23 protein-coding genes are annotated in these 23,936 nt (G+C 69.7%); 15 read left to right on the forward strand and 8 right to left on the reverse strand.

The genetic code is table 11. The features are described from left to right. From paaE to J7E45_RS04315, 3 genes are read left to right on the forward strand one after another with little or no spacing between them, the layout of a single operon-like run. Complete coding sequence (gene paaE, locus J7E45_RS04305; RefSeq protein ID WP_215067377.1) at positions 1-1,164, forward strand: 1,2-phenylacetyl-CoA epoxidase subunit PaaE; 1,164 nt, start codon at positions 1-3, stop codon at positions 1,162-1,164. 12 nt (positions 1,165-1,176) lie between these two features. After that, on the forward strand, positions 1,177-1,947 hold the full coding sequence (locus J7E45_RS04310; protein ID WP_215067379.1) for an enoyl-CoA hydratase/isomerase family protein: 771 nt from the start codon (positions 1,177-1,179) through the stop codon (positions 1,945-1,947). A 46-nt stretch (positions 1,948-1,993) separates the two neighbouring features. After that, a complete protein-coding gene (locus J7E45_RS04315; protein WP_215067381.1) occupies positions 1,994-3,517 on the forward strand; it encodes an ATP-dependent DNA ligase in 1,524 nt (507 codons plus the stop codon). Positions 3,518-3,536: 19 nt separating this feature from the next. Here the strand turns inward: J7E45_RS04315 and J7E45_RS04320 are convergent, their stop codons facing one another. Then, positions 3,537-4,046, reverse strand: coding sequence for a phosphoribosyltransferase (locus J7E45_RS04320; protein ID WP_091034642.1), 510 nt, complete (start codon positions 4,044-4,046; stop codon positions 3,537-3,539). Between the two features lie 162 nt (positions 4,047-4,208). Between J7E45_RS04320 and J7E45_RS04325 the strand changes: the two genes are divergently transcribed. Continuing rightward, the gene (locus tag J7E45_RS04325; RefSeq protein ID WP_215067383.1) at positions 4,209-5,858 is read left to right on the forward strand and encodes a thiamine pyrophosphate-binding protein; all 1,650 of its coding nucleotides are present in this window, start codon (positions 4,209-4,211) and stop codon (positions 5,856-5,858) included. Positions 5,859-5,879: 21 nt separating this feature from the next. Further along, positions 5,880-6,308 carry a VOC family protein gene (locus J7E45_RS04330; protein WP_215067385.1) on the forward strand — a complete coding sequence of 143 codons (429 nt, stop codon included), beginning with the start codon at positions 5,880-5,882 and terminating at the stop codon, positions 6,306-6,308. On the opposite strand, the gene J7E45_RS04335 is transcribed toward J7E45_RS04330, so the two are convergent. Next, positions 6,305-6,685: a VOC family protein gene (locus tag J7E45_RS04335; RefSeq protein ID WP_215067387.1), complete on the reverse strand. Its 381-nt coding sequence runs from the start codon at positions 6,683-6,685 to the stop codon at positions 6,305-6,307. The two genes, J7E45_RS04330 and J7E45_RS04335, sit on opposite strands and share 4 nt — an antisense overlap. A 125-nt stretch (positions 6,686-6,810) precedes the next feature. Between J7E45_RS04335 and J7E45_RS04340 the strand changes: the two genes are divergently transcribed. Then, positions 6,811-7,998, forward strand: coding sequence for a hypothetical protein (locus J7E45_RS04340; RefSeq protein WP_215067390.1), 1,188 nt, complete (start codon positions 6,811-6,813; stop codon positions 7,996-7,998). Positions 7,999-8,001: 3 nt separating this feature from the next. Here the strand turns inward: J7E45_RS04340 and J7E45_RS04345 are convergent, their stop codons facing one another. From J7E45_RS04345 to J7E45_RS04365, 5 genes are all read right to left on the reverse strand, one after another. Continuing rightward, the gene (locus tag J7E45_RS04345; protein ID WP_215067392.1) at positions 8,002-8,631 is read right to left on the reverse strand and encodes a response regulator transcription factor; all 630 of its coding nucleotides are present in this window, start codon (positions 8,629-8,631) and stop codon (positions 8,002-8,004) included. Continuing rightward, positions 8,628-9,842: a sensor histidine kinase gene (locus tag J7E45_RS04350; protein WP_215067394.1), complete on the reverse strand. Its 1,215-nt coding sequence runs from the start codon at positions 9,840-9,842 to the stop codon at positions 8,628-8,630. The genes J7E45_RS04345 and J7E45_RS04350 overlap by 4 nt, the downstream gene beginning before the upstream one ends. Positions 9,843-9,881: 39 nt before the next feature. Beyond that, positions 9,882-10,637 (reverse strand): ABC transporter permease, encoded by a 756-nt coding sequence (locus J7E45_RS04355; protein ID WP_215067396.1) that lies wholly within the window; start codon positions 10,635-10,637, stop codon positions 9,882-9,884. Position 10,638: 1 nt separating this feature from the next. Further along, the gene (locus J7E45_RS04360) at positions 10,639-11,613 is read right to left on the reverse strand and encodes an ABC transporter ATP-binding protein (RefSeq protein WP_215067398.1); all 975 of its coding nucleotides are present in this window, start codon (positions 11,611-11,613) and stop codon (positions 10,639-10,641) included. Positions 11,614-11,696: 83 nt separating this feature from the next. After that, entirely contained in the window at positions 11,697-13,568 is a 1,872-nt protein-coding gene (locus J7E45_RS04365; protein WP_215067400.1) for an FAD-dependent monooxygenase, read from the reverse strand. A 145-nt stretch (positions 13,569-13,713) separates the two neighbouring features. Between J7E45_RS04365 and J7E45_RS04370 the strand changes: the two genes are divergently transcribed. Beyond that, complete coding sequence (locus J7E45_RS04370; protein ID WP_215067402.1) at positions 13,714-14,424, forward strand: IclR family transcriptional regulator; 711 nt, start codon at positions 13,714-13,716, stop codon at positions 14,422-14,424. A gap of 86 nt (positions 14,425-14,510) precedes the next feature. Here J7E45_RS04370 and J7E45_RS04375 read toward each other — a convergent pair whose 3' ends face one another. Then, positions 14,511-15,890 carry an MFS transporter gene (locus J7E45_RS04375; protein ID WP_215067404.1) on the reverse strand — a complete coding sequence of 460 codons (1,380 nt, stop codon included), beginning with the start codon at positions 15,888-15,890 and terminating at the stop codon, positions 14,511-14,513. Between the two features lie 154 nt (positions 15,891-16,044). Here J7E45_RS04375 and J7E45_RS04380 point away from each other — a divergent pair, with 154 nt between their 5' ends. The 8 genes from J7E45_RS04380 (at position 16,045) to J7E45_RS04415 (ending at position 23,924) form a co-directional block, all read left to right on the forward strand. Further along, complete coding sequence (locus tag J7E45_RS04380; RefSeq protein ID WP_215067406.1) at positions 16,045-17,565, forward strand: fumarylacetoacetate hydrolase family protein; 1,521 nt, start codon at positions 16,045-16,047, stop codon at positions 17,563-17,565. Next, entirely contained in the window at positions 17,562-18,245 is a 684-nt protein-coding gene (locus J7E45_RS04385; RefSeq protein ID WP_215067408.1) for a GntR family transcriptional regulator, read from the forward strand. Before J7E45_RS04380 ends, J7E45_RS04385 begins: the two co-directional genes overlap by 4 nt. After that, the gene (gene hpaE / locus J7E45_RS04390) at positions 18,242-19,738 is read left to right on the forward strand and encodes a 5-carboxymethyl-2-hydroxymuconate semialdehyde dehydrogenase (protein ID WP_215067410.1); all 1,497 of its coding nucleotides are present in this window, start codon (positions 18,242-18,244) and stop codon (positions 19,736-19,738) included. Before J7E45_RS04385 ends, hpaE begins: the two co-directional genes overlap by 4 nt. Positions 19,739-19,771: 33 nt before the next feature. Then, entirely contained in the window at positions 19,772-20,935 is a 1,164-nt protein-coding gene (gene hpaD, locus J7E45_RS04395) for a 3,4-dihydroxyphenylacetate 2,3-dioxygenase (protein ID WP_091034676.1), read from the forward strand. A 9-nt stretch (positions 20,936-20,944) separates the two neighbouring features. Beyond that, the gene (locus J7E45_RS04400) at positions 20,945-21,730 is read left to right on the forward strand and encodes a fumarylacetoacetate hydrolase family protein (RefSeq protein ID WP_091034677.1); all 786 of its coding nucleotides are present in this window, start codon (positions 20,945-20,947) and stop codon (positions 21,728-21,730) included. Continuing rightward, positions 21,715-22,515, forward strand: coding sequence for an HpcH/HpaI aldolase/citrate lyase family protein (locus J7E45_RS04405; RefSeq protein ID WP_215067413.1), 801 nt, complete (start codon positions 21,715-21,717; stop codon positions 22,513-22,515). Before J7E45_RS04400 ends, J7E45_RS04405 begins: the two co-directional genes overlap by 16 nt. Before the next feature lie 62 nt (positions 22,516-22,577). Further along, the gene (locus tag J7E45_RS04410; RefSeq protein WP_215067415.1) at positions 22,578-23,297 is read left to right on the forward strand and encodes a DUF6882 domain-containing protein; all 720 of its coding nucleotides are present in this window, start codon (positions 22,578-22,580) and stop codon (positions 23,295-23,297) included. Between the two features lie 57 nt (positions 23,298-23,354). Beyond that, positions 23,355-23,924, forward strand: a complete 570-nt coding sequence (locus tag J7E45_RS04415; RefSeq protein WP_215067418.1) for a hypothetical protein — start codon at positions 23,355-23,357, stop codon at positions 23,922-23,924. Positions 23,925-23,936: the final 12 nt, after the last annotated feature.

Here is a 23,936-nt window from a genome sequence, read left to right on the forward strand (position 1 = left end):
ATGTCGCTCTTCACGTCCGCGCCGGCATCCGTCCCCCGCGCGACGACCGCCCGCGAGACCGCTCCTCGAAAGCGCGCCCGCTTCCACACGCTCACGGTCGAGGACGTGCGTCCGCTCACCGACGACGCGGTCGAGGTCACGTTCACGGTGCCCGCCGCCCTGGCCGCCGAGTACGACCATCTGCCCGGCCAGTACGTCGCCCTGCGCACGACCCTCGACGGGGTCGAGGTGCGGCGTTCCTATTCGCTGTGCCGCGCGCCGGAGCACCGCGATGACGGGCAGGACACGCGCCTCAGCGTCGCGGTGAAGCGCGACGAGGGCGGGCTGTTCTCGACGTGGGCGCAGACCGGACTCCAGCCCGGATTCGAGATCGACGTGATGAGCCCGCAGGGCACGTTCACCTCGGCGCTTCCCGACCTCGACGACCGGCACGTGGTCGGGATCGCCGCCGGCTCCGGCATCACGCCGCTGATGGCGCTCGCGCACACGGTGCTCACCCGGTCGGACACATCGCGGTTCACGCTGCTCTACACGAACCGGGCGACGCTGGACGTGATGTTCCTCGAGGACCTCGCCGACCTCAAGGATCGATACCCGACGCGGCTCGTGCTGCACCACGTGCTCTCCCGCGAGCAGCGGGCGGCCCCGGTGATGTCGGGGCGGATCGACGACGCGAAGCTGCGCACGATCCTCGGCACGCTCATCCCGCCGTCCACCGTCGACGAGTGGTTCCTGTGCGGACCGCTCGCCCTCGTCGACCTCTGTCGCGAGGTGCTCGCCGACCTCGGCGTCGACCGGTCGCACATCCGCTTCGAGCTCTTCACGACCGGCGACGAGCCCGCGCGCGCGGCCCGACCGGTGCAGGTGCGCGCCGGCGAGAAGACTGTGCGGATCGAGGTCACCCTCGACGGTGTCTCGTCGACGGTCGAGAGCCCGGTCGACGCGCACGAGTCGGTGCTGAACGCCGCGCTGCGCGTGCGCCCCGATGCGCCCTTCGCCTGTGCGGGTGGGGTCTGCGGCACCTGTCGCGCGCGGGTACTCGAGGGCAGCGTCACGATGACCGAGAACTACGCCCTGGAGCCGGACGAGCTCGAACGCGGGTTCGTCCTCACCTGCCAGTCCCACCCGACCAGCGACCGTGTGGTCGTCGACTACGACGTCTGACCAGGAGCCCTCATGATCGACCTCACCGTCGCCGACGACGTCGCGACGATCGTGCTGAATGCGCCGGCGAAGCTCAATGCTCTCGACGAGCGGGCGCTGGCCGAGTTGGATGCCGCCTACGGGGCCGCGGAGGTCGCCGGCGTGCGCGCGCTGGTGCTCCGCGGTGAGGGGCGTGCGTTCTGCGCCGGCCGGGACATCTCGGGCGTCGACCCGCGGAACGACGATGTACTCGGCTACCTCGGCGGGCTCGTCACCCCGCTGCTGCAGCGGATGGCGCGGTTCCCTGCGCCGACCTTCGCGGTCGCGCACGGCGCCTGTCTCGGCGTCGGCCTCGGCCTGTTGATCGCGACCGATGTCGTCTACGTCGCCGAGTCCGCGAAGATCGGCTCCCCGTTCGCCGCGCTCGGTGCGACCCTCGACTCCGGCGGCCATGCGCTCTTCCTCGACCGGCTCGGGGCGCACAAGACGCTCGACCTCATCTACACGGGACGTCTGATGAGCGGAGCGGAGGCCGTGGCATCGGGCCTGTTCTCGCGGGTCTTCCCTGACGACGAGGTCGTCCAGGCGACGACGGACGCCGCCGCGACGGCCGCCCGCGGCGCCACGGCGGCGTTCCTGGCGAGCAAGGAACTGATCGCCCGCATCCGCGACGAGCGGCTCGCGCTGTGGGACGCGGTCGGCATCGAGAACGCGGCGCAGGCCGCCCTGTGCGACACCGATGACTACCGCGAAGGGTTCGCCGCCTTCCAGGAGAAGCGGAAGCCCGAGTTCCGCGGCCGCTGAGACGCGGCACCGACCCGATGTCGGAGGCCGGTGCGAGAATGCTCGGATGAAGCTCGCAGAGCTCGTCACCACGACCGACCGCGTCGGCGCCACATCGTCCCGGCTCGCCAAGATCGATGCTCTCGCCGAGCTCCTCGCGCGCGCCGATACCTCCGAGCTCCCGATCGTCGTGGGTCTCCTCCTCGCGGCACCGCGCCAGGGCAGGCTGGGCGTCGGATGGCGCGGGCTCTCGGCCATCGAGATCGCCCACTCCGACGACTCCACCCTGACGGTCGGCGATGTCGACGACTCGCTCGATGCCCTCGCCTCGACGTCCGGTTCGGGCTCGGCGGCGGGCCGCACCGGCATCCTCATCGATCTCGGCTCACGAGCGACCGCGGCCGAGTGGGACTTCCTGGTGCGTGCGATGCTCGGCGAGCTGCGCACCGGCGCACTGTCGGGCGTCCTCCTCGACGCGATCGCCCGGGCGGCCGACCGTCCGGCGGCTCTCGTCCGACGGGCGGCGATGCTGTCGGGCGACCTCGGTGAGACCGCGCGCATCGCCCTCACGGGGGCTGAAGGCGACCTCGAGGCGGTCGGGCTCCAGGTCGGGCGACCGGTGCTGCCGATGCTGGCGTCGACGGCGGCGACCGCGTCGGAGGCGCTGCAGGTCACCGGTGAAGCGTCCGTCGAGTACAAGCTCGACGGGGCCCGGATCCAGGTGCATCGTCATGGCGACGAGGTCGGCGTCTATACGCGGAGCCTCGCCGACATCACCCACCGCGTGCCCGAGATCGTCGAGATCGTTCAGTCACTGCCGGTGCACGACATCATCCTCGACGGCGAGACGCTGTCGCTCGACGAAGACGGCGGGCCGCGACCGTTCCAGGAGACCATGTCGCGGTTCGGGGCCGAGGTCTCGCGGGAGCTCGTGCTGCGGCCCTGGTTCTTCGACGTGCTGCACGTCGACGGACGCGACCTGCTCGACGAGCCGCTCTCGACGCGGCTGTCCGAGCTGGAACGCGTGGCCGGCGAATGGCGGATGCCCGGCATCGTCACGGCCGATGCCGATGCCGCCGAGCAGCTGTCACGCGACGCCCTCGCCGCCGGACACGAGGGTGTCGTGGTCAAGGCGATCGACGCCCCCTACGCCGCCGGGCGCCGCGGCAAGTCGTGGGTCAAGGTCAAGCCGGTGCTGACCTTCGACCTGGTGGTCCTGGGCGCGGAGTGGGGCTCGGGGCGTCGTCGGGGCTGGCTCTCGAACCTACATCTCGGCGCGCGCGACCCCGACGGCGAGTTCGGCGACCCCGGCGGGTTCGTCATGGTGGGCAAGACGTTCAAAGGACTCACCGACGAGCTGCTGCGGTGGCAGACCGCCGAGTTCCCCGAGCACGAGTCGCACCGCACGGCATCCGCCGTGTTCGTGCGCCCCGACATCGTCGTCGAGATCGCGATCGACGGTGTGCAGCGCTCCCCGCGATATCCGGGTGGCATCGCGCTGCGCTTCGCCCGGGTGAAGGGCTACCGTCCGGACAAGACCGCGGCCGAAGCCGACACGATCCAGACGCTGCGGTCGCTGCTGCGGGGATGAACCGACGGGTGACCGTGGCTCAGGCTGAGGGTGCGAGCCCCAGATCCTCTTCGCGCACCGTGCCCTGGAACGACCACGGGAAGTTGATCCACAGGTCGGTGTCCTTCCAGGCGAAGTCGGGCTGGATGATCGTCGAGGGCTTGGTGTAGATCGTGACCGACCGCACATCGGCGCCCTTCTCCTGCAGCAGCTGCACGGCCAGCGCGAGCGTGCGCCCCGAGTCGGCCACGTCGTCGACCAGCAGCACCCGGCGCCCGTCGAGGTATGCCATGTCGAGCTCGGGCGGAAGCACCTCGGGCGCATCGAGTACCGTGCCGATCCCGGTGTAGAACTCGACGTTGATCGCTCCGCAGTTCTTGGCACCGAGCCCGTACGCGATGGCTCCGGCCGGGAGCAGGCCGCCGCGTGCGATCGCCACGACCACCTCCGGCTCGAAGCCGGTGGCGAGGATGCTCCGCGCCAGCTCTCGTGTCGCTGCTCCGAAGCCGTCCCAGGTCAGTGTCTCGCGCTCGAGCGCCGCATCCGTCATCTCTGCATTCTCTCGCATCCTGGTATGCACTCTCGCCGCTAGACTGAGCGGGTCCGGCCCGGCCGGTGCCTGAAAAAGAGGCACGAAGCACTTCGCGAAGACGCGGAGGCGAGACACATACGGATCCGCATTTCCTCCGTCCCTGTCTCGAAAGGCTTTCGCATGCCCACCGTCTCCGCGCACGTCGCCCTCACTCTCGCTCAGCACATCGACTCCGTGTTCGGCGTGATGGGCAACGGCAACGCCTACTTCCTCGACGCCATCGAGACGCAGACGGATGCCTCCTTCACCGCCGTCCGCCACGAGCAGGGCGCCGTGGTCGCCGCCGATGCCCACTTCCGCGCGTCCGGGCGCATCGCCGCGGGCACCTCGACGTACGGCGCCGGGTTCACCAACACGCTGACTGCCCTGGCCGAGGCCGTGCAGGCGCATGTCCCCCTCGTGCTCGTGGTCGGCGACGAGCCCACGTCCGGCCCGCGCCCGTGGGACGTCGACCAGATCGCGCTCGCCTCCGCCGTCGGCGCCCGCACCTATACGGTCGGCCGAGCGGATGCCGCAGCCACCACGATCATCGCCATCGAGCACGCCCTGACCTACCGCGTCCCGGTCGTCCTCGCCATCCCCTACGACGTCGCGGCGCTCGAAGCCGGCGACGTTCCGGCGGCCCCGTCGCCGCGGGTGCCCGCTCCGCTCGCGCCGCGTGGGGAGTTCGCCGAGGGGATGCTCGACGAGATCGCTGATGCTCTGCGCACCGCCCAGCGCCCGTTCCTCCTCGCCGGCCGCGGCGCATGGCTCTCCGGCGCCAGCACGTCGCTGGGCGAGCTCGCCGCGGCGACCGGCGCGTTGACCGCGTCCTCGGCTCTCGGACGGGGTGTCTTCCCCGACACGCAGTACGACCTCGGCGTCACCGGCGGCTTCGGCGCGGACGGCGCGATGGAACTCGTGCGCACAGCCGATGTCGCCGTGGTGTTCGGCGCCTCCCTGAACCAGTTCACGATGCGGTTCGGCGAACTCTTCGCGCCGGGGACGCGGGTCTTCCAGGTCGACATCGCCCCCGCCGCCACCCATGCCCACGTCGGCGGATTCGTACGCGCGGACGCCCGCCTGGCCGCCGAGGCTCTCGTGTCCCGGCTCGGTGGTTCCCTGTCGTCGAGCCCGTGGCGGGAGAGCGTCGACGTCGCGGCGGCCCGCATCTACGACGCCGGCGACGAACTCGCCACCGATGGACGCCTCGACCCGCGGTCGGCCGCGCGTCGCATCGCCGAGCTGCTTCCCGAGGACCGCATCGTGGTGTCCGATGGCGGCCACTTCATCGGCTGGGCGAACATGTACTGGCCGGTCGCCGCCCCCGACCGCATGATGATGATCGGCACGGCATTCCAGTCCATCGGGCAGGGCTGGCCGAGCGTCGTCGGGGCCGCTCTGGCCAGGCGCGAATCGACCGTCGTACTCACCTCCGGCGACGGCGGCGGGCTGATGGCGATCGCCGACCTCGAATCTGCGGTCCGCGCGGCCGGTGGCCGGGGCATGGCCGTCGTCTGGAACGACGCGGCGTACGGCGCCGAGGTGAACCTGTACGGTCTCAAGGGCCTGGCCGAGGGCCCCATGCGCATCCCCGAAGTGGACTTCGCCGCGTTCGGCGCCGCCGTCGGCGCCGAGGGAGTGGTGGTGCGCACGCTCGCCGACCTCGACAGGCTCGAGAGCTGGGCCGCCGAGGATGCCTCCACCCGCCGCTTCCTGCTCCTCGACCTGCGTATCTCCGGGGATGTCATCGCGCCCTACCAGCAGGAGATCATCCGCGTGAACTCCTGACGCGACTGGCAGACTCGGATGATGCCGGGTCTCCATCACGTCGAACTGTGGGTCGCCGACCTCGATGCCGTGCGCAAGGAATGGCGCTGGATCCTCGATCGTCTGGGCTTCACGCTCGACAGCGAATGGTCCGACGGGGAATCCTGGGCTGCGGGCGGGACCTACCTCACCTTCACGACCTCGCCGAACCTGTCGGATGCCGCGCACGACCGCCGCCGCGCCGGGCTCAACCATCTGGCGTTCCACGGTGGCGACTCCGCTGCTGTGGATGCGCTCATGGCCGAGGCCCCGATGCACGGTTGGCTCCCTCTCTACGCCGAGCGCTACCCGCACGCCGGCGGCGAACAGCACTACGCGGGTTGGCTCGAGAACGCCGCGGGCTTCAAGGTCGAGGTGGTCGCCGATGTCGCGTCGACACGGACGCAGACGCCGGCGACCACCGCCGTCTAGCCCTGAGCTCCGTAGTCGGGCAGTTCCTGCAGCGTCCAGGTATTGCCGTCGGGGTCGTCGAAGGACACGAACCGCCCCCAGTCCAGGTCTTCCACACCTTGCGCCTCTACGCCGAGACCTCGCAGGTGCGCCAGCGCCTCATCGGCGTCGGGCACCACGACCTGGATCGTGTTCTGCTGCCCCGGTTCCAGATCGTTCCCGAGGCCCGTGCCGAAGGCGATCGAGCAGGCTGAGCCCGGTGGAGTCATCTGCACGAACCGCAGCCCCTCGACGGGCGTCTGGTCATGGTCGGCGTTGAAGCCGATCTTCTCGTAGAAGGCCTTCGACCGGTCGACATCCGAGACCGGGACGAAGATGAGTTCGATCTTCCAATCCATCACGCACTCCTCCTGTCGGGCGCCGTCGCCCATCGGCGTCCACGGTACGCGCGGCCACCGACATCGCACCAGAGCGGTCGGTGACCGATACTGGTCGGGTGACGCGACGTCGAGAGCATGACCGGATGCCCCTGATTCTCGACGCCCTCTGCCTGGCACGTAACGACGCCCCCGTGCGTCGCCTGATCGATGCGTTCGGCGGCGACCCCGTGGCGACCACCGAGCGCCGGATCGGGGAGCCCGCCGTGCTCTCACAGCATCTGCGGTTCGAGTCGGGCGGAGAGATCGTGCTGCACGACGACGCGGTGATCGCCGTGATCCTGCATCTCACGCCGACGCCGTTCGCTCCGCGTGGCCTCGACGCCGCGGAGTGGATCCCGGGGGTCGACAACGATGCCACCTTCGCCGAGTTCAAGGCGATCTTCGACGTCCCCTGGAGGTTCGCCGACGGGGACCGCTACTTCGTCCTCGAGGCAGCGTATCTGCGCCCGGAGTTCGTGAAGCACGGGGGCCGTCGAGCCGGAGACCTGCAGCGGGTGGCGTTCACCCTGGACGATCCGAAGGAGACGTGCCGTCCGGCCGACGAGGACTGCCCGGTGTGCCGCAAGCTGATCGTGCGCACCGGCGATGGCTCCTTCGATGTGGACGGCACCGTCGACGCTCTCGTGGCCGGGGTCGAAGCAGGAGTCCTCAAGGAGTCCAGCGGAGCGGTCAGCCTCGCCGACCTCCGCCTGCTGCACGCCTCCGCCCTGATGGAGCGGGTGGAGAGCCAGGTCGCGTGCACCGCGTGCGGCCGGGTCGCCTGCCTCACTCTGTATCGCGACGCCCCTCCGACAGTCGGGTACCACCCGCTGGATGCCGCGATGCAACGGCCTCTCGAAGCGATCCCGCCCGTCGAGGAGTGGGGCGACGCTGCTCGCGTCGCCGAGGTGCGCGATGCGATGCGCTACGTCGATCATGAGCCGGGCCTGTGGTTCCTGGTCGAACAGCACGACGACCTGTACCTCGACTCCCGGTACACGATCACCTCGATGGCCGACGACTCGTGCCTGATCCGCCTGGATGAGGCCGAGCGCAAGGAGTACCGCGAAGCCGGCCGCGACAGCCTCACCGACCTCGCCCGGCGCATCGACCGCAGCGGGCCGCACCGGGAGGAGTCTCCCTTCCACGGGAGGAACCTCTTGCGTCACCCGGACGGCGGAAGAGACTACTCCGCCGAGGTCAGGGCCGCGATCGCCGGCCACACCTGGCTCGCACGGCAGAAGCAGGCCGCGGCACAGCGCGCACAGACGGCATCCGCTGCAGACGGCTGAGCGTCAGATCCAGCCCTTGTCGAGTGCGATCCGCACGGCCTGCGCCCGGTTCGCCGCGCCCGTCTTCCCGATCGCCGCCGAGAGATGGTTCCGCACGGTTCCGGCCGACAGGAACACCTCCGCCGCGATCGCCGCGGCCGGCCGGCCGTCGGCAGCCAGGCGCAGCACCTGACGCTCCCTGTCGCTCAGCGGATTCGCGCCGTCGAACAGGCTGTCGGCCGCGAGCGCCGGATCCAGCACGCGCAGCCCGGAATGCACCCGGCGCACGGCCTCCGCCAACTGCTCGGCAGGAGTGTCCTTCACGATGAACCCGCTTGCTCCGGCATCCAGCGCCGAGCGCAGATAACCGGGGCGCGCGAAGGTGGTCACGACGAGGATGCGCGTCTCCGCGCTCACCTCGCGGATGCGGCGCGTCGCCTCCACACCGTCCATGCCCGGCATCTGGATGTCCATCAGACACACATCCGGCCGAAGCTCTTCCGCGAGCCGCAGCGCCTCCGCACCGTCGGAGGCCATGCCGATCACGGTGAGGTCCGGCTCCAGATCGAGCAGCGCGCCCAGCGCCCCGCGCACCAGCGCCTGGTCATCCGCGATCAGCAGCCGGATGCCGCCGACCTCCCCGGCGGTCGTCACCACGTCACCTCCACGCGGGTACCCGACGCGCCTGTTTCCCGCGCCGCGGCGATCACGAAACCGGCACCCGCCTCCGCGGCGCGTTCGCGCATGCCGCGGATGCCGTTGCCGGTGCCATCACCCGCGCCCTCCGCCACGCCGATTCCGTCGTCTTCGACCACCAGGCGCCCCGGCGCCAGCAGCACCCGCACCGTGCGGGCCCCCGAATGACGCAGCACGTTGGTCGTCGCCTCGCGCAGGATCCAGCTCGCGGTGATCGCCTGCACGGGTGACAAGGCCGCCGGCTCGCCGTCGACTCGCAGGTCAATGTCCGCCGCACGGAGCGAATCCCGCGACGAGGTGAGCTGCTCGACGAGCGTCGTCGCCCGCGCACCTGCCACCGACGACCGCACGCCGGCGATCGCCTCCGCCGTCAGCCGCTCGATGTCGGCGAGCTCGGCCTTGGCGCGCTCCGGATCGGAGTCCATGAGGCGGCGCACGAGCTGCGCCTTGAGTCCGACGACGGTCAGCGAGTGGCCGATCAGGTCGTGCACGTCGCGAGCGACGGCTTCACGCCCTTCGCTCGTGGCCAGCTCGAGCCCCAGCTCTTCGGCCTCAGCGGAGCGGATGATGAGCCACGTCGACACCGTGTTCACCACGCCGAGCAGCCCGATGATCGCCAGCACCGAGAGGTAGCTGAGGCCTCCGGGAAGGAGGAACACACACAGAGCCGCGACGATCACGGCTGCGGCTGTCGTGATCCAGTGCCACACGCGCGTCAGCCCGTACGAGGCGAACGACATGATGAACGGCAGGAAGCTGAGCGCCGATCCGCCCTCGGCCGGCACCGAGACCAGCACGCAGACGATGAGGACCACGAACGTGGCCCACTGTCGTGTCGACGGCGGCCTCCCCAATCCTCCACCGCCCCGCATGCCGTGCATGAAACCGGTCACGTACAGCACGACGAAGACGACCAGTGCGATCCAGCCGACGACGATCCACGCGAGCGGCGCCTCGGAACGCAGCAGTGCGATCACCGGGTACACGAGGAAGACCAGCCAGATCACGGCCATCAGCCAGCCGAACCGCGCCCAGGGATCCTTTCCCACCGGCCCACGCGGGGCCCGCGCACCGGGAGCCGACCACGCGGCCGGCGGTGCTCCCAGGGCGGCGAACCGCCGGGCCTCCTCGGATGCTTCCGAGGAGGCCCGCTTCGAGTGCTGCGTCATCCGTCCAACCTACTGTCGTCGCCCGATCCGGCCGGCGTCTTACTGCCGCGCCCGGGAGCGCTTCATGCCCATGGTGACCAGCAGTACGAACAGTGCGAGCCACACGGCGACGTTGAGGAACAGCATCCACAGCTCATCCGTCTGTCCCGTGGTGAGAGTGCCGTCGGTCAACGGCCAGCGGCTCAGGGCGACGAAGCCGTAGAGAGGTGTGAACCGGGCGATGTCGAGCATCACCCCGTCGAGGGGCATGAAGACGTTGCCGAAGAACGCGAAGAACGTCATCGAGATCGAGGCGAGCGCCGCGGCCGAGTCGGAGCTGAAGAACAGGCCGACACCGAGCCCGAACAGTCCGTACATCAGGCCGATGCCGAGGATGATGCCCGCGGTCGCCACCCAGCGCCAGCCGTCCTCGACCTCCGCGCCGGTCATCATGCCTGCGGCGAAGACCGCCACCAGTGCCAGCGCCGCGAAGGCGACGGAGGTGAGCAGTTTCGTCAGCGCATAGCCCGCGGTCGTCAGCGGCGTCATGGCGAGTTGGCGCCCCCAGCCCTGCTTCGCCTCGGTCGCGGCGAGCGAGGTCAGAGAGCTCATCGCGACCGCCGTGCCGTACGCGGCCATCGAGGTCATCACGTAGAACGAGACGTTGCCGTGCCCGGCCGAGAGCGAGCCGAAGCCCATCCCGGCTCCGAACAGCAGGTACATCGCGACCGGCATCGCCAGGGTGAACGCGAGCGTGTAAGGGTTGCGCAGCTGGCGGACGCCTTCGATGCGCAGCATGGTGGGTGAGACGAGCATGTCAGTTCTCCGTCAGAGCCGTGAAGGCGGTTTCGAGGGTGGGTGCGGCGATCTCCAGGTCGTGAGCGCCGTGTTCGAGCAGGATGCGGGCGGCGGCGTCGGAGTCCGCGGCCCGCAGGCTGAGACGATCTCCGTCGAGCCGCACGTCGACCACGCCTTCTGTCGCGCTCAGCGTCGCGACGAGCGCCGCTCCGTCCTCTCCGACCGTCGCGGATACGCTCCGCTCCCCGAGGCTCGCTCGCAGCAGCGCGGTGGGCGCATCCGCGACGACGGCGCCGCGGTGCATCACCACGGTCCGACGGGCGAACTGCTCCGCCTCCTCCAGGTAGTGCGTGGCGAAGATGATCGTGCGTCCGGCATCCGCATCGGCCCGCATCACGTCCCAGAAGTGCCGCCGGGCCGTGACGTCCATCCCGGCCGTGGGCTCGTCGAGCACGAGGATGTCGGGGTCGGACACCATCGCGAGCGCGAACTTCACCCGCTGCTGTTCTCCCCCCGAGCACTTGGACACGCGGCGGCGGACGAGGTGTTCGAGGTCGGCGCGGGCCATGACCTCGGGCACCCGGGCGGCCGCTTCCGCTCCGTACAGCGAGGCGATGAGGCGCACGGTCTCGCCCACGGTCAGGTCGCCCAGCAGGCCGCCGGTCTGCAGCACCGCGCCGATCGCTCCGCTCGAGGTCGCCTGCTCCGGCGTGACGCCGAGCACCCGGACGCTGCCGCTACTGGGCTGCGTGAGCCCGAGGAGCATGTCGAGAGTCGTCGTCTTGCCCGCGCCGTTCGGTCCGAGCAGCGCGACGACCTCGCCGCGGCGGATCGACAGGTCGACCCCGCCGACGGCCTGCACACGGCGGTCGCCCGAGCCGAAGTGGCGCGTGACGCCCTTCAGTTCGAGGACGACCGGATCATGGTTCGGGGCTTCGGATGCCGGACGCGCGGTGACCCGCGTCGCCGACCCGTCCACGGAGGAGTTGTTCATGCCTCCAGCCTCGCGGGATGAGCATCACGACGCCGGAGGGAGGTGTCATCTCCTCGGCATGACACGTGTCATGCCGAGGAGATTCAGCGCGCCGGGAGCAGTGCCCCGTCGAGGAAGCCTGCGAACTCGTCCACCGCATCCAGCGGCAGGACGGCGGCGACGTACTGGTCGGGTCGCACGACGACCACCACGCCGTCACGTGAGAGCTCACGTGCCGCGAAGATGTCGGTCTCGCACCACTTGCTGGGGCCCGCCGCATAGACCTTCTCCCAGTCGGTGAGGCCGAGCGGACCCGTCTTCGGCTGGAACAGGGCCGGCGCCGAGGTGACCTCCACCTCCTCGAAGGACTGCTGGTACACGGCCTTCACATCGAACACGGCGTCGACGTCGGCATCCGCGGGAGTGAAGCGCGCGAACAACGGAGCGGCCTCCGCTGCCCAGGCGGCGAGCGCCTCGCCGGTGCGGTCGCCGAAGGCGTAGACGCGCCAGCGGCCGTCCGCCTTCGCGTGGTGTCCGAGGTGGGTGACGTTACCGTCGCCCACGCGCATGACCTCGGCCGACTTGAAGCGCTTGCCGAGGGGGTAGCCGACGGCGAGCGCCTGGTGGGCGTCGGCGCCGGTGATCATCGACGAGGTGTACTGCGTCATGAAGCCCGACGGGAACTCGGCCGTCGCGAGGTAGTAGGTCGCGAGGTCGCCGGGGTCGGAGATCTCCTCGGGCTTGCGCGCCATCAGGCTCGACCATTCGCGATCGAAGTCGATGAGCTGCTGCGCCACCGGACGTCGTTCCGCGCCGTACGTCGCCAGCAGCGCCTCCGGGGCGCGGCCGGTGAGCACCGAGCCGAGCTTCCAGCCGAGGTTGAAGCCGTCCTGCATCGAGACGTTCATGCCCTGGCCTGCCTTGGCGCTGTGCGTGTGGCAGGCGTCGCCGGTGAGGAACACGCGCGGTGTGCGTCCCGACTCGTCGATCACGTCGTCGAACCCGTCGGTGACGCGGTGGCCGACCTCGTAGACGCTGTGCCAGGCGACCTCGCGCACATCGAGGGTGTAGGGGTGGAGGATCTCGTTGGCGCGGCGGATGATCTCCTCGATCGGCGTCTGCCGCACCCGGTGGTCGTCGTCGGCGGCGACCTCGCCCAGGTCGATGTACATGCGGGAGAGGTAGCCGCCCTCCCGCGGGATGTGCAGGATATTGCCCGCTTCGGAGTTGATGGCGCACTTGGTCCGCCAGTCCGGGAAGTCGGTGTTGACGAGCACGTCCATAACACCCCACGCGTGCGCAGCGGAGGCGCCGACGTGCGTGCGCCCGATCGCCTGTCGCACGCCGCTGCGAGCGCCGTCGCACCCGGCGACGAACTTGGCGCGGATCGTCCGCTCCTCCCCTGCGCGCTCGCCTGCGACGTAGCGGATGCGCACCTCGACCGGGTACTCACCCTCCTCGTGCACGGTGAGCCCCACGAACTCGACCCCGTAGTCGGGGGCGATGCGGCCGGGGCCGTTCGCGGCCGCCTCGGCGAAGTAGTCCAGCACGCGCGCCTGATTGACGATCAGGTGCGGGAACTCGCAGATGTCGTAGGCGTAGTCGGCGGTGCGCGAGGTGCGGACGATCTCGTCGCGCTTGTCGGGGTTCGGGCCCCAGAAGTTCATCCAGCCGATGTTGTAGGCCTCGGCGATGATCCGCTCGGCGAATCCGAACGCCTGGAAGGTCTCGACACTGCGCGGCTGGATCCCGTCGGCCTGTCCCAACGGGAGGCGGCCGTCGCGCTTCTCGATGATGCGGGTGGAGATGCCGGGGTACTGCGACATCTGGGCGGCGAGGAGCATCCCGGCCGGTCCGGAACCGACGATCAGCACGTCGATCTCATCGGGGAGGTCGGTCGGCCGGTCGAGCCCGACGCCGGCGGCGTCCTGCATGCGGGGGTCTGCGGAGACGTAGCCGTGGTGGTGGAACTGCATCGTCGTCGATTCCTTCCGGACTTCTTCGTCGGTCCTGCGCTACGGGTCTTGCGCTCAGGGGTGATGTGTTCTATATTCGAACACACTGTTCTACTATTGAACACAGCTTAAACCGCTGTGCCGGTGATCGCAAGGGAGCGCACGCATGCCCGAGACGCCGAGCGCCTCCCCCGCCTCGCAGACACTGAGTCGCGGCATCCGCATCCTCGAAGTGCTCGCCGACGCCCGCGGCCCCCTCACGATCGATGAGATCGCGACCCGTCTCGGCGTGCACCGCTCGATCGCGTATCGCCTGCTGCGCACTCTCGAGGATCACGGGCTCGTCACGCGGGATGCGGCGGGGGCGGTGAGCCTCGGCGCCCGCATGGCGGCACTCGCGGCCGGTGTCGCGCACGATCTGCAGGCCGAGGCGCTCCCCGAGCTCACCGCGATCGCCAACGAGCTCGGGATGACGTGCTTCCTCGCCGTGCTCGACGGCGCCGAGTGCATCACGCTGGCCAGCGTCGAACCGCGGCACGCCGTCGCGAGCGTCGCCCAGCGCCCCGGCGCTCGGCATCCGATCACCGTCGGCGCTCCTGGCAAGGCGATCCTCGCCCAGCTGCCGAGCGCCGAATGGCCCGCCGAAGCTCCCGCGTCACTGCCCGCCGACGTGGAGGCCACCAGAATCCGCGGCTATGCCACCAGTCACGACGAGGTCATCCCCATGGTGCAGTCCGTGGCCGTGCCGCTGGTCCTGCGGAGTCAGCGCCTGGCCGCGATCGCCGTGGTGCATGTGGCGACGGATCTCGACGACGCCCAGATCGCCGCGCGACTGCACCGCTCGGCCGCCGTCATCCGCGAGGCGCTCGACGGCTGATCACCCGGTCGCGGCGGGGGCGGAACGACGAGAGCGTGCGCCCACTCGGGACGCACGCTCTCGATCGGATGCCGCGAGCAGCCGGCTCAGGCCTTCGCGAGTCCGTAGATCGGGCTGACGGACTGCTCTTCCTCGTGATCCGGCCCGAGCGGGATGCCGGAGCGGTCGCGCAGCAGGAGCGTGGCGACCAGGCCGATCAGCGTCATCCCGGCGAGGTACCAGGTGACGGCGTCGGTCGAGCCCGTGGCGCTCACGATGGCCGTGGCGATGGTCGGCGCGAAGGCCCCACCGGCGATGGCACCGATCGCATACGAGATGGAGACACCCGAGAACCGGATGCTGGCGGGGAACAGCTCGGCGTAGAGCGCCGCCTGCGGACCGTAGGTGAAACCAAGGCCGATCGTCAGGATCGCGAGACCCGCGAACAGCAGGCCGATCTCACCGGTGTTCACGAGCGGGAACAGCGTGAACACGCCGACCAGCTGCAGCACCCAGCCGATGACGTACGTCGTGCGGCGCCCGATGCGGTCGGACAGCCAGCCGGCCAGGAGTGTCGTGAGCAGCCATGTCACCGCGGAGCCTGCGACAGCCCAGAGCACCGGACCGCGCTCGAGGCCGATCGACCCCTCCGGGTTCGTGGCGTAGCCCTGGATGTACCCGCCCGTGGTCATGTAGCCGACCGCGTTGTTGCCGGCGAACACGAGCGCGGCGATGATCACGAGCAGCAGGTGCTTGCGGAACAGCTGCGCGATCGGCATCCGCGCCTTCTCCTTGCGCGCGGCGAGCTCGGTGAAGACCGGGCTCTCCTCGACCTTGCGGCGTACGTAGTACCCGACGAGGATCAGTACCACGCTGAGGAGGAACGGCACACGCCAGCCCCAGATCGCGAACTGGTCGCCGGGGGCGATCACGGTCATCAACGCCATCACGCCGGAGGCGAGCAGCAGGCCGAGGGGAACGCCGATCTGCGGCGAAGCCCCGAAGATGCCGCGCTTCTTGCGCGGTGCGTGCTCGACGGCCATCAGCACGGCGCCGCCCCACTCGCCACCGGCCGAGATGCCCTGGATGATGCGCAGGAGCACCAGCAAGATCGGCGCCATGATGCCGATCGTCTCGTATGTCGGGAGCAGGCCGATGAGGGCGGTCGCCGCACCCATCAGGATCAGCGTCCACATGAGCACGGTCTTGCGTCCGAGCTTGTCGCCGTAGTGTCCGGCGAGGAACGCGCCGAGCGGCCGGAAGAGGAAGCTCACGCCGACGGTGGCGAAGGCGATGAGCGCACTGTCCGCGCCGAGCGGCTCGAAGAACAGCTGGCCGAACACGAGTCCGACCGCCGTCGCGTAGATGAAGAAGTCGTACCACTCGACGGTGGTGCCGACGACCGTGGCGAAGACGACGCGGCGCCGATCGGCCGCTGTCGCGATGGTTCCGGTGGGTGTGAACCCATCCTGTGACTGCCCGCTCATGGGGTGTCTCCTTTGGTTGTGACCGCATTGTCACGGCGTGCAGCGGATGCGGATCCGGAGTGCTTGCCGAGGGGTGAACCGATGATATATGATTTCGAATACGACGCACAAGGCGTCCTGCACGACCACGCAGACGAGCGCGAGGAGGCGCCCCGTGACGGATACCATCGACCGCCCCGGCAAGATCATCGCGATTCATTTGAGCTATGCCTCCCGCGCCGATCAGCGCGGCAGGCGTCCCGCCGCCCCCTCCTATTTCTTCAAGCCGGCCAGTTCCGTCGGTGTCTCCGGCGGCTCGGTCGAGCGTCCCGTCGGCACCGAGTTGCTCGCCTTCGAGGGTGAGGTCGCCCTCGTCATCGGCACCGCCGCCCGGCGCGTCTCCCTCGACGACGCCTGGTCCCACGTGGGGTGGGTCACCGCTTCGAACGATCTCGGACTGTACGACCTGCGCGCGAACGACAAGGGCTCGAACGTCCGGTCCAAGGGCGGCGACGGCTACACCCCTCTCGGCCCCGACCTGATCGATGCCCGCACCGTCGACCCCACCGCCCTTCGCGTGCGCTCCTGGGTCAACGGCGAACTCCGCCAGGACGACACCACGGCAGGGCTCATCTTCCCGCTCGCGCAACTCGTCGCCGACCTCTCCCAGCACTTCACGCTCGAGCCGGGCGACGTCATCCTCACGGGCACCCCCGCGGGATCCTCGGTCATCGTCCCCGGCGACGTCGTGGAGGTCGAGGTGGATGCTCCCGATGCTCCCGGCGCACCGACCTCCGGCCGCCTGGTCACCACCGTGACCCAGGGCGACGTCCCGTTCGACGGCGACCTCGGGTCGCTCCCCGCCGTCGACGATCTGCAGCGCACCGAGGCGTGGGGCTCGGCCGAGGCCGCCGGGCTCGCGCCCCCCACCGGTGAGGGGTCGCAGAATGCCCCGCCCACCCCTGCCGACGCGGCGATTCCTGACCCTTCACGCCTCTCCCCCGAGCTGCGCGCCCAGCTGCTCGAGGCTCCGACAGCGGGACTCTCGGCCCAGCTCCGCAAGCGCGGACACCACTCCTGCTTCATCGACGGGGTGTCGGTGAACATCCCCGGCAGCAAGATCGTCGGCACCGCGAAGACCCTGCGGTTCGTGCCGTTCCGCGAAGACCTGTTCAAGGCCCACGGCGGCGGGTACAACGCCCAGAAGCGGGCGTTCGACGCTGTGGATGATGGCGAGATCATCGTGATCGAGGCCCGCGGCGATGCCACCACCGGCACACTGGGCGACATCCTCGCCCTGCGCGCGAAGGCCCGCGGTGCTGCCGGCGTCGTGACCGACGGCGGGGTCCGCGACTTCGACGCGGTCGCTGAGATCGGACTCCCCGTGTTCTCGCAGGGCGCGCACCCGTCGGTCCTCGGCCGCAAACACGTGCCGTGGGACGTGGATGTCACCATCTCCTGCGGGGGCGCGACCGTGCAGCCGGGCGACATCATCGTCGGCGACAGCGACGGCGTGATCGTCATCCCGCCGGCCCTGGCAGCCGAGGTCGCGGCGGACGCGGTCGCGCAGGAGGTCGAAGACGCGTGGATCGCCGAACAGGTCGCCGCCGGCCACCCGGTAGACGGCCTGTTCCCGCTCAACGCCGAGTGGCGCGCCCGCTACGAGGAGGCCACGGCCCACCGGAGCTCCCGATGACGATGACGACGGCCAGCAAGTCCGAGGTCGCGTACGAGTGGATCCGCTCGCGCATCACGGGACACATGTTCAGCCCCGGCTACCGGTTGGTGCTGGGCTCGATCGCCGAAGACCTCAAGATGAGCGTCGTCCCTGTGCGCGAGGCGATCCGCCGCCTCGAAGCCGAAGGTCTCGTCACCTTCGAGCGCAACGTGGGCGCGCGGGTGACACTCGTCGACGAGAGCGAGTACGCCCACACGATGCAGACGCTCGGCCTGGTCGAGGGGTGCGCCACCGCGCTCTCCGCTCCCCTGCTCGACGAGGCCGCCCTCGACGAGGCCGCCCGCATCAACGAGCGCATGGCGCAGATGCTCGACCACCTCGACGCCCACGCCTTCACCGAACTCAACCGCCAGTTCCACTCGGTGCTGTTCGAGCCGTGCCCCAACCCCCATCTGCTCGACCTCGTGCACCGCGGCTGGTCGCGGCTCTCCGGCATCCGCGACACGACCTTCGCGTCGGTCCCCGGGCGCGCCAGGCACTCGGTCGAGGAGCACACCCAGATCCTCGAACTCATCCGCGCGGGCGCCGACCCGCTCGAGATCGAACTCGCTGCCCGCAACCACCGCTGGCGCACGATGGACGCGTTCCTCGACGCCCTGCACGCCCGTTCCGCCCCGACGACCGGAGAAGACTCATGACCGATTCGCGCATCCCCGCAGACCTCCCCGACCACATCCAGCACTACATCGACGGTGCATTCGTCGATTCCGTCGACGGCGACACCTTCGACGTGCTCGACCCGGTCACCAACCAGACCTACACGACGGCCGCCGCCGGCAAGAAGGCCGACATCGAGCTCGCCGTCTCCGCCGCCAAACGCGCGTTCGACGAGGGGCCCTGGCCCCGGATGCTCCCTCGCGAGCGCTCGCGGGTGCTGCACAAGATCGCCGACCTGGTCGAGTCCCGCGACGCGCGCCTCGCCGAGCTGGAGTCATACGACTCCGGCCTTCCGATCACGCAGGCGCTGGGCCAGGCCCGCCGCGCCGCCGAGAACTTCCGCTTCTTCGCCGACCTGATCGTCGCGCAGTCCGATGACGCCTTCAAGGTGCCCGGGCGCCAGATGAACTACGTGAACCGCAAGCCGATCGGCGTCGCCGGCCTCATCACCCCGTGGAACACGCCCTTCATGCTCGAGTCGTGGAAGCTCGGCCCCGCGCTGGCGACCGGCAACACGGTCGTGCTCAAGCCCGCCGAGTTCACTCCGCTGTCGGCCTCCCTCTGGGCCGGCATCTTCGAGGAGGCAGGCCTCCCCCAGGGTGTCTTCAACCTCGTGAACGGCCTCGGCGAAGACGCGGGCGACGCGCTCGTGAAGCACCCCGACGTGCCGCTCATCTCGTTCACGGGCGAGAGCTCGACCGGTCAGCTGATCTTCGGCAACGCCGCGCCCTTCCTCAAGGGCCTGTCGATGGAGCTCGGCGGTAAGTCCCCCGCCGTCGTCTTCGCCGATGCCGACCTCGAGGCCGCGGTCGACGCCACGATCTTCGGCGTCTTCTCCCTCAACGGCGAGCGCTGCACGGCCGGATCCCGCATCCTCGTCGAGCGTTCCATCTACGAGGAGTTCGTCGAGCGCTACGCCGCACAGGCGAAGCGCGTCAAGGTCGGCTACCCGCACGACCCGGCCACCGAGGTCGGCGCGCTCGTGCACCCCGAGCACTACGAGAAGGTGATGAGCTACGTCGAGATCGGCAAGAACGAGGGGCGTCTGGTCGCCGGCGGTGGTCGCCCCGAGGGCTTCGACGAGGGCAACTTCGTCGCACCGACCGTGTTCGCCGACGTCTCCCCCGACGCCCGGATCTTCCAGGAGGAGATCTTCGGCCCGGTCGTCGCGATCACACCGTTCGACTCCGACGAGGAGGCGCTGTCCCTCGCGAACAACACCAAGTACGGGCTCGCGGCCTACATCTGGACCAACGATCTGAAGCGCGCACACAACTTCGCGCAGTCGGTCGAGGCGGGCATGGTGTGGCTGAACAGCAACAACGTGCGCGACCTCCGCACCCCGTTCGGCGGTGTGAAGGCCTCGGGCCTCGGGCACGAGGGCGGCTACCGCTCGATCGACTTCTACACCGACCAGCAGAGCGTGCACATCACGCTCGGCGGTGCCCACAACCCGACCTTCGGCAAGAACTGAAACCCGTCTGCCCGATCACGCAAGGACGCTGACATGACACACCGCGAAGACATGACCCTGACCTCCTCCGGCTTCTACGTCTCCCAGGAGGCGCCGATCCACCCGGAGAACCCCGTGGCGACGCCGAAGAGCACGCCGCCGGACATCCTCCGCTGCGCGTACATGGAGCTCGTGGTCACCGACCTCGCGGCCTCCCGTCAGTTCTACGTCGACGTCCTGGGTCTCTACGTGACCGCAGAGGACGACGAGGCGATCTACCTGCGCTCGACCGAGGAGTTCATCCACCACAACCTGGTGCTGCGCAAGGGACCGATCGCCGCCGTCGCCGCCTTCTCGTACCGGGTCCGCACGCCGGAAGAACTCGACCGCGCGGTCGAGTTCTACACCGAGCTCGGCTGCGACGTGCGTCGGAACGAGAACGGCTTCGTGAAGGGCATCGGCGACTCCGTGCGCGTGGTCGACCCGCTCGGCTTCCCGTACGAGTTCTTCTACGCCACCGAGCACGTCGAGCGGATGTCGTGGCGCTATGACCTCCACATTCCCGGCGAGCTGGTGCGCCTCGACCACTTCAACCAGGTCACCCCCGACGTGCCGCGGGCCGTCGGCTTCATGCAGGACCTCGGTTTCCGCGTCACGGAAGACATCCAGGACGAGGAGGGCACGGTCTACGCCGCGTGGATGCGACGCAAGCCCACCGTGCACGACACCGCCATGACCGGCGGCGACGGGCCGCGCATGCACCACGTGTGCTTCGCGACGCACGAGAAGCACAACATCCTCGCGATCTGCGACAAGCTCGGCGCGCTCCGCCGCTCCGATGCGATCGAGCGCGGCCCCGGCCGCCACGGCGTCTCGAACGCGTTCTACCTGTACCTGCGCGACCCCGACGGACACCGCGTCGAGGTGTACACGCAGGACTACTACACGGGCGACCCCGACAACCCGGTCGTCACGTGGGACGTGCACGACAACCAGCGCCGCGACTGGTGGGGGAACCCCGTCGTCCCCTCCTGGTACACGGATGCCTCGCTCGTGCTCGACCTCGACGGCAACCCGCAGCCCGTCGTCGCCCGCACCGACTCGAGCGAGATGGCGGTGACCATCGGCGCCGACGGTTTCTCGTACACCCGCGCCGAAGACGACAAGACCATGCCCGAGTACAAGCAGGGCGAGTACAAGCTCGGCCACCAGCTCTAGGAGGCACGGATGCTGTCAGACGAGACCATCTCGGCGATCGCGGCAGAGCTCGCCGAAGCCGACCGCACGCACAGCGTGATCCCGCGCATCACTGCACGCTACCCGGAGGCGACGGTCGAGGACTCGTACGCGATTCAGGGCGTCTGGCGAGACCAGAACCTCGCGGCCGGCCGCCGGCTCGTCGGGCGCAAGATCGGGCTGACGTCCAAGGCGATGCAGCAGGCGACGGGCATCACCGAGCCGGACTACGGCGTGATGTTCGACGACACGGTCTACGAGTCCGGCGCCGAGATCCCGGTGGACCACTTCTCGAACGTGCGCATCGAGGTCGAGCTGGCCTTCGTGTTGAAGACGCCGCTGGAAGGCCCCGACTGCACCCTCGAGGATGCTCTCGCGGCGATCGATTACGCCGTCCCGGCGCTCGAGGTGCTCAACTCCCACATCGAGCTCGAGGGTCGCACGATCGTCGACACCATCAGCGACAACGCCGCCTACGGTGCGATGGTGCTCGGCACGGAGCGTCGACGTCCGGACGAGATCGACCTGCGCTGGGTACCGGGCGTCCTCTCCCGCAACGGCGAGATCGAGGAGACCGGCGTGGCCGCCGGAGTCCTCGGCCACCCGGCGACCGGTGTCGCCTGGCTCGCGAACAAGTTCCATCAGCACGGCGCGCGTCTCGAAGCAGGCGAGATCATCCTGGCAGGATCGTTCACGCGCCCGATGTGGGTGTCGCGTGGCGATGAAGTGCTGTGCGATTACGGACCGATGGGAACAATCGCATGCCGCTTCGTCTAGACCCCTCCTTCCGCGAACAGCTCGCGGACTCCGATCGCCCGTTCGTGGGCATGTGGGTCTGCTCCGGCAGCCCGCTTCTCGCGGAGGTCGCCGCAGGGTCTGGGCTCGACTGGCTGCTGATCGACATGGAGCACTCGACGAACACGCTCGAGTCCGTGCTGCAGCAGCTGCAGGCCGTCGCCGCCTATCCGATCGCCCCGCTCGTGCGGGTGCCGTCGAACGACACGGTCGCGATCAAGCAGATCCTCGATCTCGGGGCACAGAACCTGATCGTCCCGATGGTGTCTTCCGCCGATGAGGCCCGCGCCGCCGTGGCTGCCACCCGCTACCCGCCGGAGGGTGTGCGCGGAGTGGGAAGCGCCCTGGCCCGCAGCGCCCGATGGAACCGCGTCGACCGGTATCTGCAGGAGTCCGCGCAGCATGTCTCGCTGACGGTGCAGATCGAGACGTCCGCAGGGGTCGAGGCCGCGGCCGACATCGCCGCGGTCGACGGCGTGGATGCCGTTTTCGTCGGACCGTCCGACCTGTCGGCATCGATGGGGCTCCTCGGTCAGCAGACGCATCCCGATGTCACCGCTGCGGTCGAAAAGGTCTTCGCTGCGGTGAAGGCTGCGGGCAAGGCCGTGGGTGTGAACGCGTTCGATCCCGCCGCCGCCGACGCGTACCTCGCAGCAGGCGCCGACTTCGTGGCCGTGGGCGCCGACGTCGCCTTGCTGGCCAGAGCATCCGAGGCCCTGGCCGCCCGCTTCATCGCCGCGGATGGAACGGCGCGCGCCAGCTACTGAACTGCTCACACGAACGGTGCGCGAGCTAGCGGATTCATAGCATTTGCCGCGAGACTGTCGGCATGACCTTCGCCGCGCTCCAGCCCCTCGCCGACCGTGCCGCCATCTTCGTGGCACTCCGACAGGACGCCCTCTCCGCCGCCGCCGACGCCCTCGGTGAGCACCGCTGGGACGCGGACATGGCCGCCGGCACGCTCACCTTCACGGCGAACGACGACCCCTCGAGGCAGCTCGTCGCCCGCGCGCACCTGATCGCGACGATCGCGCCGGGCCCCCGTTCGCTGCTGTGGGCCTGGGCGCACCCCAACGGCGATCCCCAGGGCGTCGCCGCCCAGCTGCACGCATACGGCACCGAGCACGGCATCGCGGCTCTGACGACCTCGGAGTTGCCGTTCCCCGAGGGCGCCGGCGACGACGACTGGATCGCACAGGCGGCGCACACCATCGGCGGGGTCGCCGTCGAACTGACCGGACGCTCTCCGTACTACTCCGCCCCCGTCGGCAACGGCACCCGCGCGGTCTTCCTGCTCGACGCCCCGCTCCCGCCGCTCACCGTCGCCGACGCGGTCGTCGCCCTCCCCCGTGTGCTCGCCGGAGCAGACCTGCCCGACGCCCGCACCGCGGTGTGGGACCTCGCCCGACTCGCCGGCTGGACGCTGACCTGGACCGACGAGGCCTTCTCGGGCGCGTCCGTGTCGGACACCACCGGCACGGCGACGTTCCGGTTCGACGAGCAGGCCCGCATCAGCGGCATCGAGAGCACGCTGCACCCACAGGGCTGACCGCACGGGGCGCCCGCTCCGCATCCGCGTCACCGCGATCTGTGGGATTCTGGTCGCATGAAGAACGGAATCGTCCGGTTCGCGGCGCTCTACGTGTTCAATGTCGCGGTGCTGCTGCTGATCGGTCTGCTGCTGCCCGGCGTCTCCGTCGGGTTCAATGCCCTGTGGGCATCGGTCATCCTGACCCTCGCCGCACTCTTCGTGAAGCCGCTGATCGCCGGCGCCTTCCGCAAGTCCGCCGCGAAGTCGGCCGCCGAACGCACGAAGACCGGCGAGAAGATCGTGCAATACGTGCTGGTCTACCTCGTCGAGCTCATCGTCTGGGTGCTCACCGTGTGGCTGAGCGGCGTGCGCGCATCCGGTTTCTGGGCGTTCGTGCTGCCCCCGCTCGCCCTGCTGTTCGGCTGGATGATCTACGACCAGATCGACGACAGGATGCGGGCCAAAGCCGGGGAGATCTACGACTCCGTGCAGGCGCGGGTGAAGGGCGGGCGCGCGAAGCCCGCACCCGCGACGACCACCGCCACACGCGCCGCACCGGAGTCCCCCGAGACGACCGCGGCACGCGACGAGCTCGCCGACGGACTCACGCCCGAGCAGCGCCGGATGCTCGACGAACTCGGCTGACCGCCCCTACGT

The organism is Microbacterium sp. ISL-59, from assembly GCF_018613945.1.
GTDB lineage: Bacteria > Actinomycetota > Actinomycetes > Actinomycetales > Microbacteriaceae > Microbacterium > Microbacterium oxydans_B.

Bases quoted from the DNA above. Each gene is read 5' to 3' on its own strand.
- paaE (WP_215067377.1), top strand. From the start codon at position 1: ATGTCGCTCTTCACGTCCGCGCCGGCATCCGTCCCCCGCGCGACGACC.
- J7E45_RS04310 (WP_215067379.1), top strand. From the start codon at position 1,177: ATGATCGACCTCACCGTCGCCGACGACGTCGCGACGATCGTGCTGAAT.
- J7E45_RS04315 (WP_215067381.1), top strand. From the start codon at position 1,994: ATGAAGCTCGCAGAGCTCGTCACCACGACCGACCGCGTCGGCGCCACA.
- J7E45_RS04320 (WP_091034642.1), bottom strand. From the start codon at position 4,046: ATGACGGATGCGGCGCTCGAGCGCGAGACACTGACCTGGGACGGCTTC.
- J7E45_RS04325 (WP_215067383.1), top strand. From the start codon at position 4,209: ATGCCCACCGTCTCCGCGCACGTCGCCCTCACTCTCGCTCAGCACATC.
- J7E45_RS04330 (WP_215067385.1), top strand. From the start codon at position 5,880: ATGCCGGGTCTCCATCACGTCGAACTGTGGGTCGCCGACCTCGATGCC.
- J7E45_RS04335 (WP_215067387.1), bottom strand. From the start codon at position 6,685: ATGGATTGGAAGATCGAACTCATCTTCGTCCCGGTCTCGGATGTCGAC.
- J7E45_RS04340 (WP_215067390.1), top strand. From the start codon at position 6,811: ATGCCCCTGATTCTCGACGCCCTCTGCCTGGCACGTAACGACGCCCCC.
- J7E45_RS04350 (WP_215067394.1), bottom strand. From the start codon at position 9,842: ATGACGCAGCACTCGAAGCGGGCCTCCTCGGAAGCATCCGAGGAGGCC.
- J7E45_RS04355 (WP_215067396.1), bottom strand. From the start codon at position 10,637: ATGCTCGTCTCACCCACCATGCTGCGCATCGAAGGCGTCCGCCAGCTG.
- J7E45_RS04360 (WP_215067398.1), bottom strand. From the start codon at position 11,613: ATGAACAACTCCTCCGTGGACGGGTCGGCGACGCGGGTCACCGCGCGT.
- J7E45_RS04365 (WP_215067400.1), bottom strand. From the start codon at position 13,568: ATGCAGTTCCACCACCACGGCTACGTCTCCGCAGACCCCCGCATGCAG.
- J7E45_RS04370 (WP_215067402.1), top strand. From the start codon at position 13,714: ATGCCCGAGACGCCGAGCGCCTCCCCCGCCTCGCAGACACTGAGTCGC.
- J7E45_RS04375 (WP_215067404.1), bottom strand. From the start codon at position 15,890: ATGAGCGGGCAGTCACAGGATGGGTTCACACCCACCGGAACCATCGCG.
- J7E45_RS04385 (WP_215067408.1), top strand. From the start codon at position 17,562: ATGACGATGACGACGGCCAGCAAGTCCGAGGTCGCGTACGAGTGGATC.
- hpaE (WP_215067410.1), top strand. From the start codon at position 18,242: ATGACCGATTCGCGCATCCCCGCAGACCTCCCCGACCACATCCAGCAC.
- hpaD (WP_091034676.1), top strand. From the start codon at position 19,772: ATGACACACCGCGAAGACATGACCCTGACCTCCTCCGGCTTCTACGTC.
- J7E45_RS04400 (WP_091034677.1), top strand. From the start codon at position 20,945: ATGCTGTCAGACGAGACCATCTCGGCGATCGCGGCAGAGCTCGCCGAA.
- J7E45_RS04405 (WP_215067413.1), top strand. From the start codon at position 21,715: ATGCCGCTTCGTCTAGACCCCTCCTTCCGCGAACAGCTCGCGGACTCC.
- J7E45_RS04410 (WP_215067415.1), top strand. From the start codon at position 22,578: ATGACCTTCGCCGCGCTCCAGCCCCTCGCCGACCGTGCCGCCATCTTC.
- J7E45_RS04415 (WP_215067418.1), top strand. From the start codon at position 23,355: ATGAAGAACGGAATCGTCCGGTTCGCGGCGCTCTACGTGTTCAATGTC.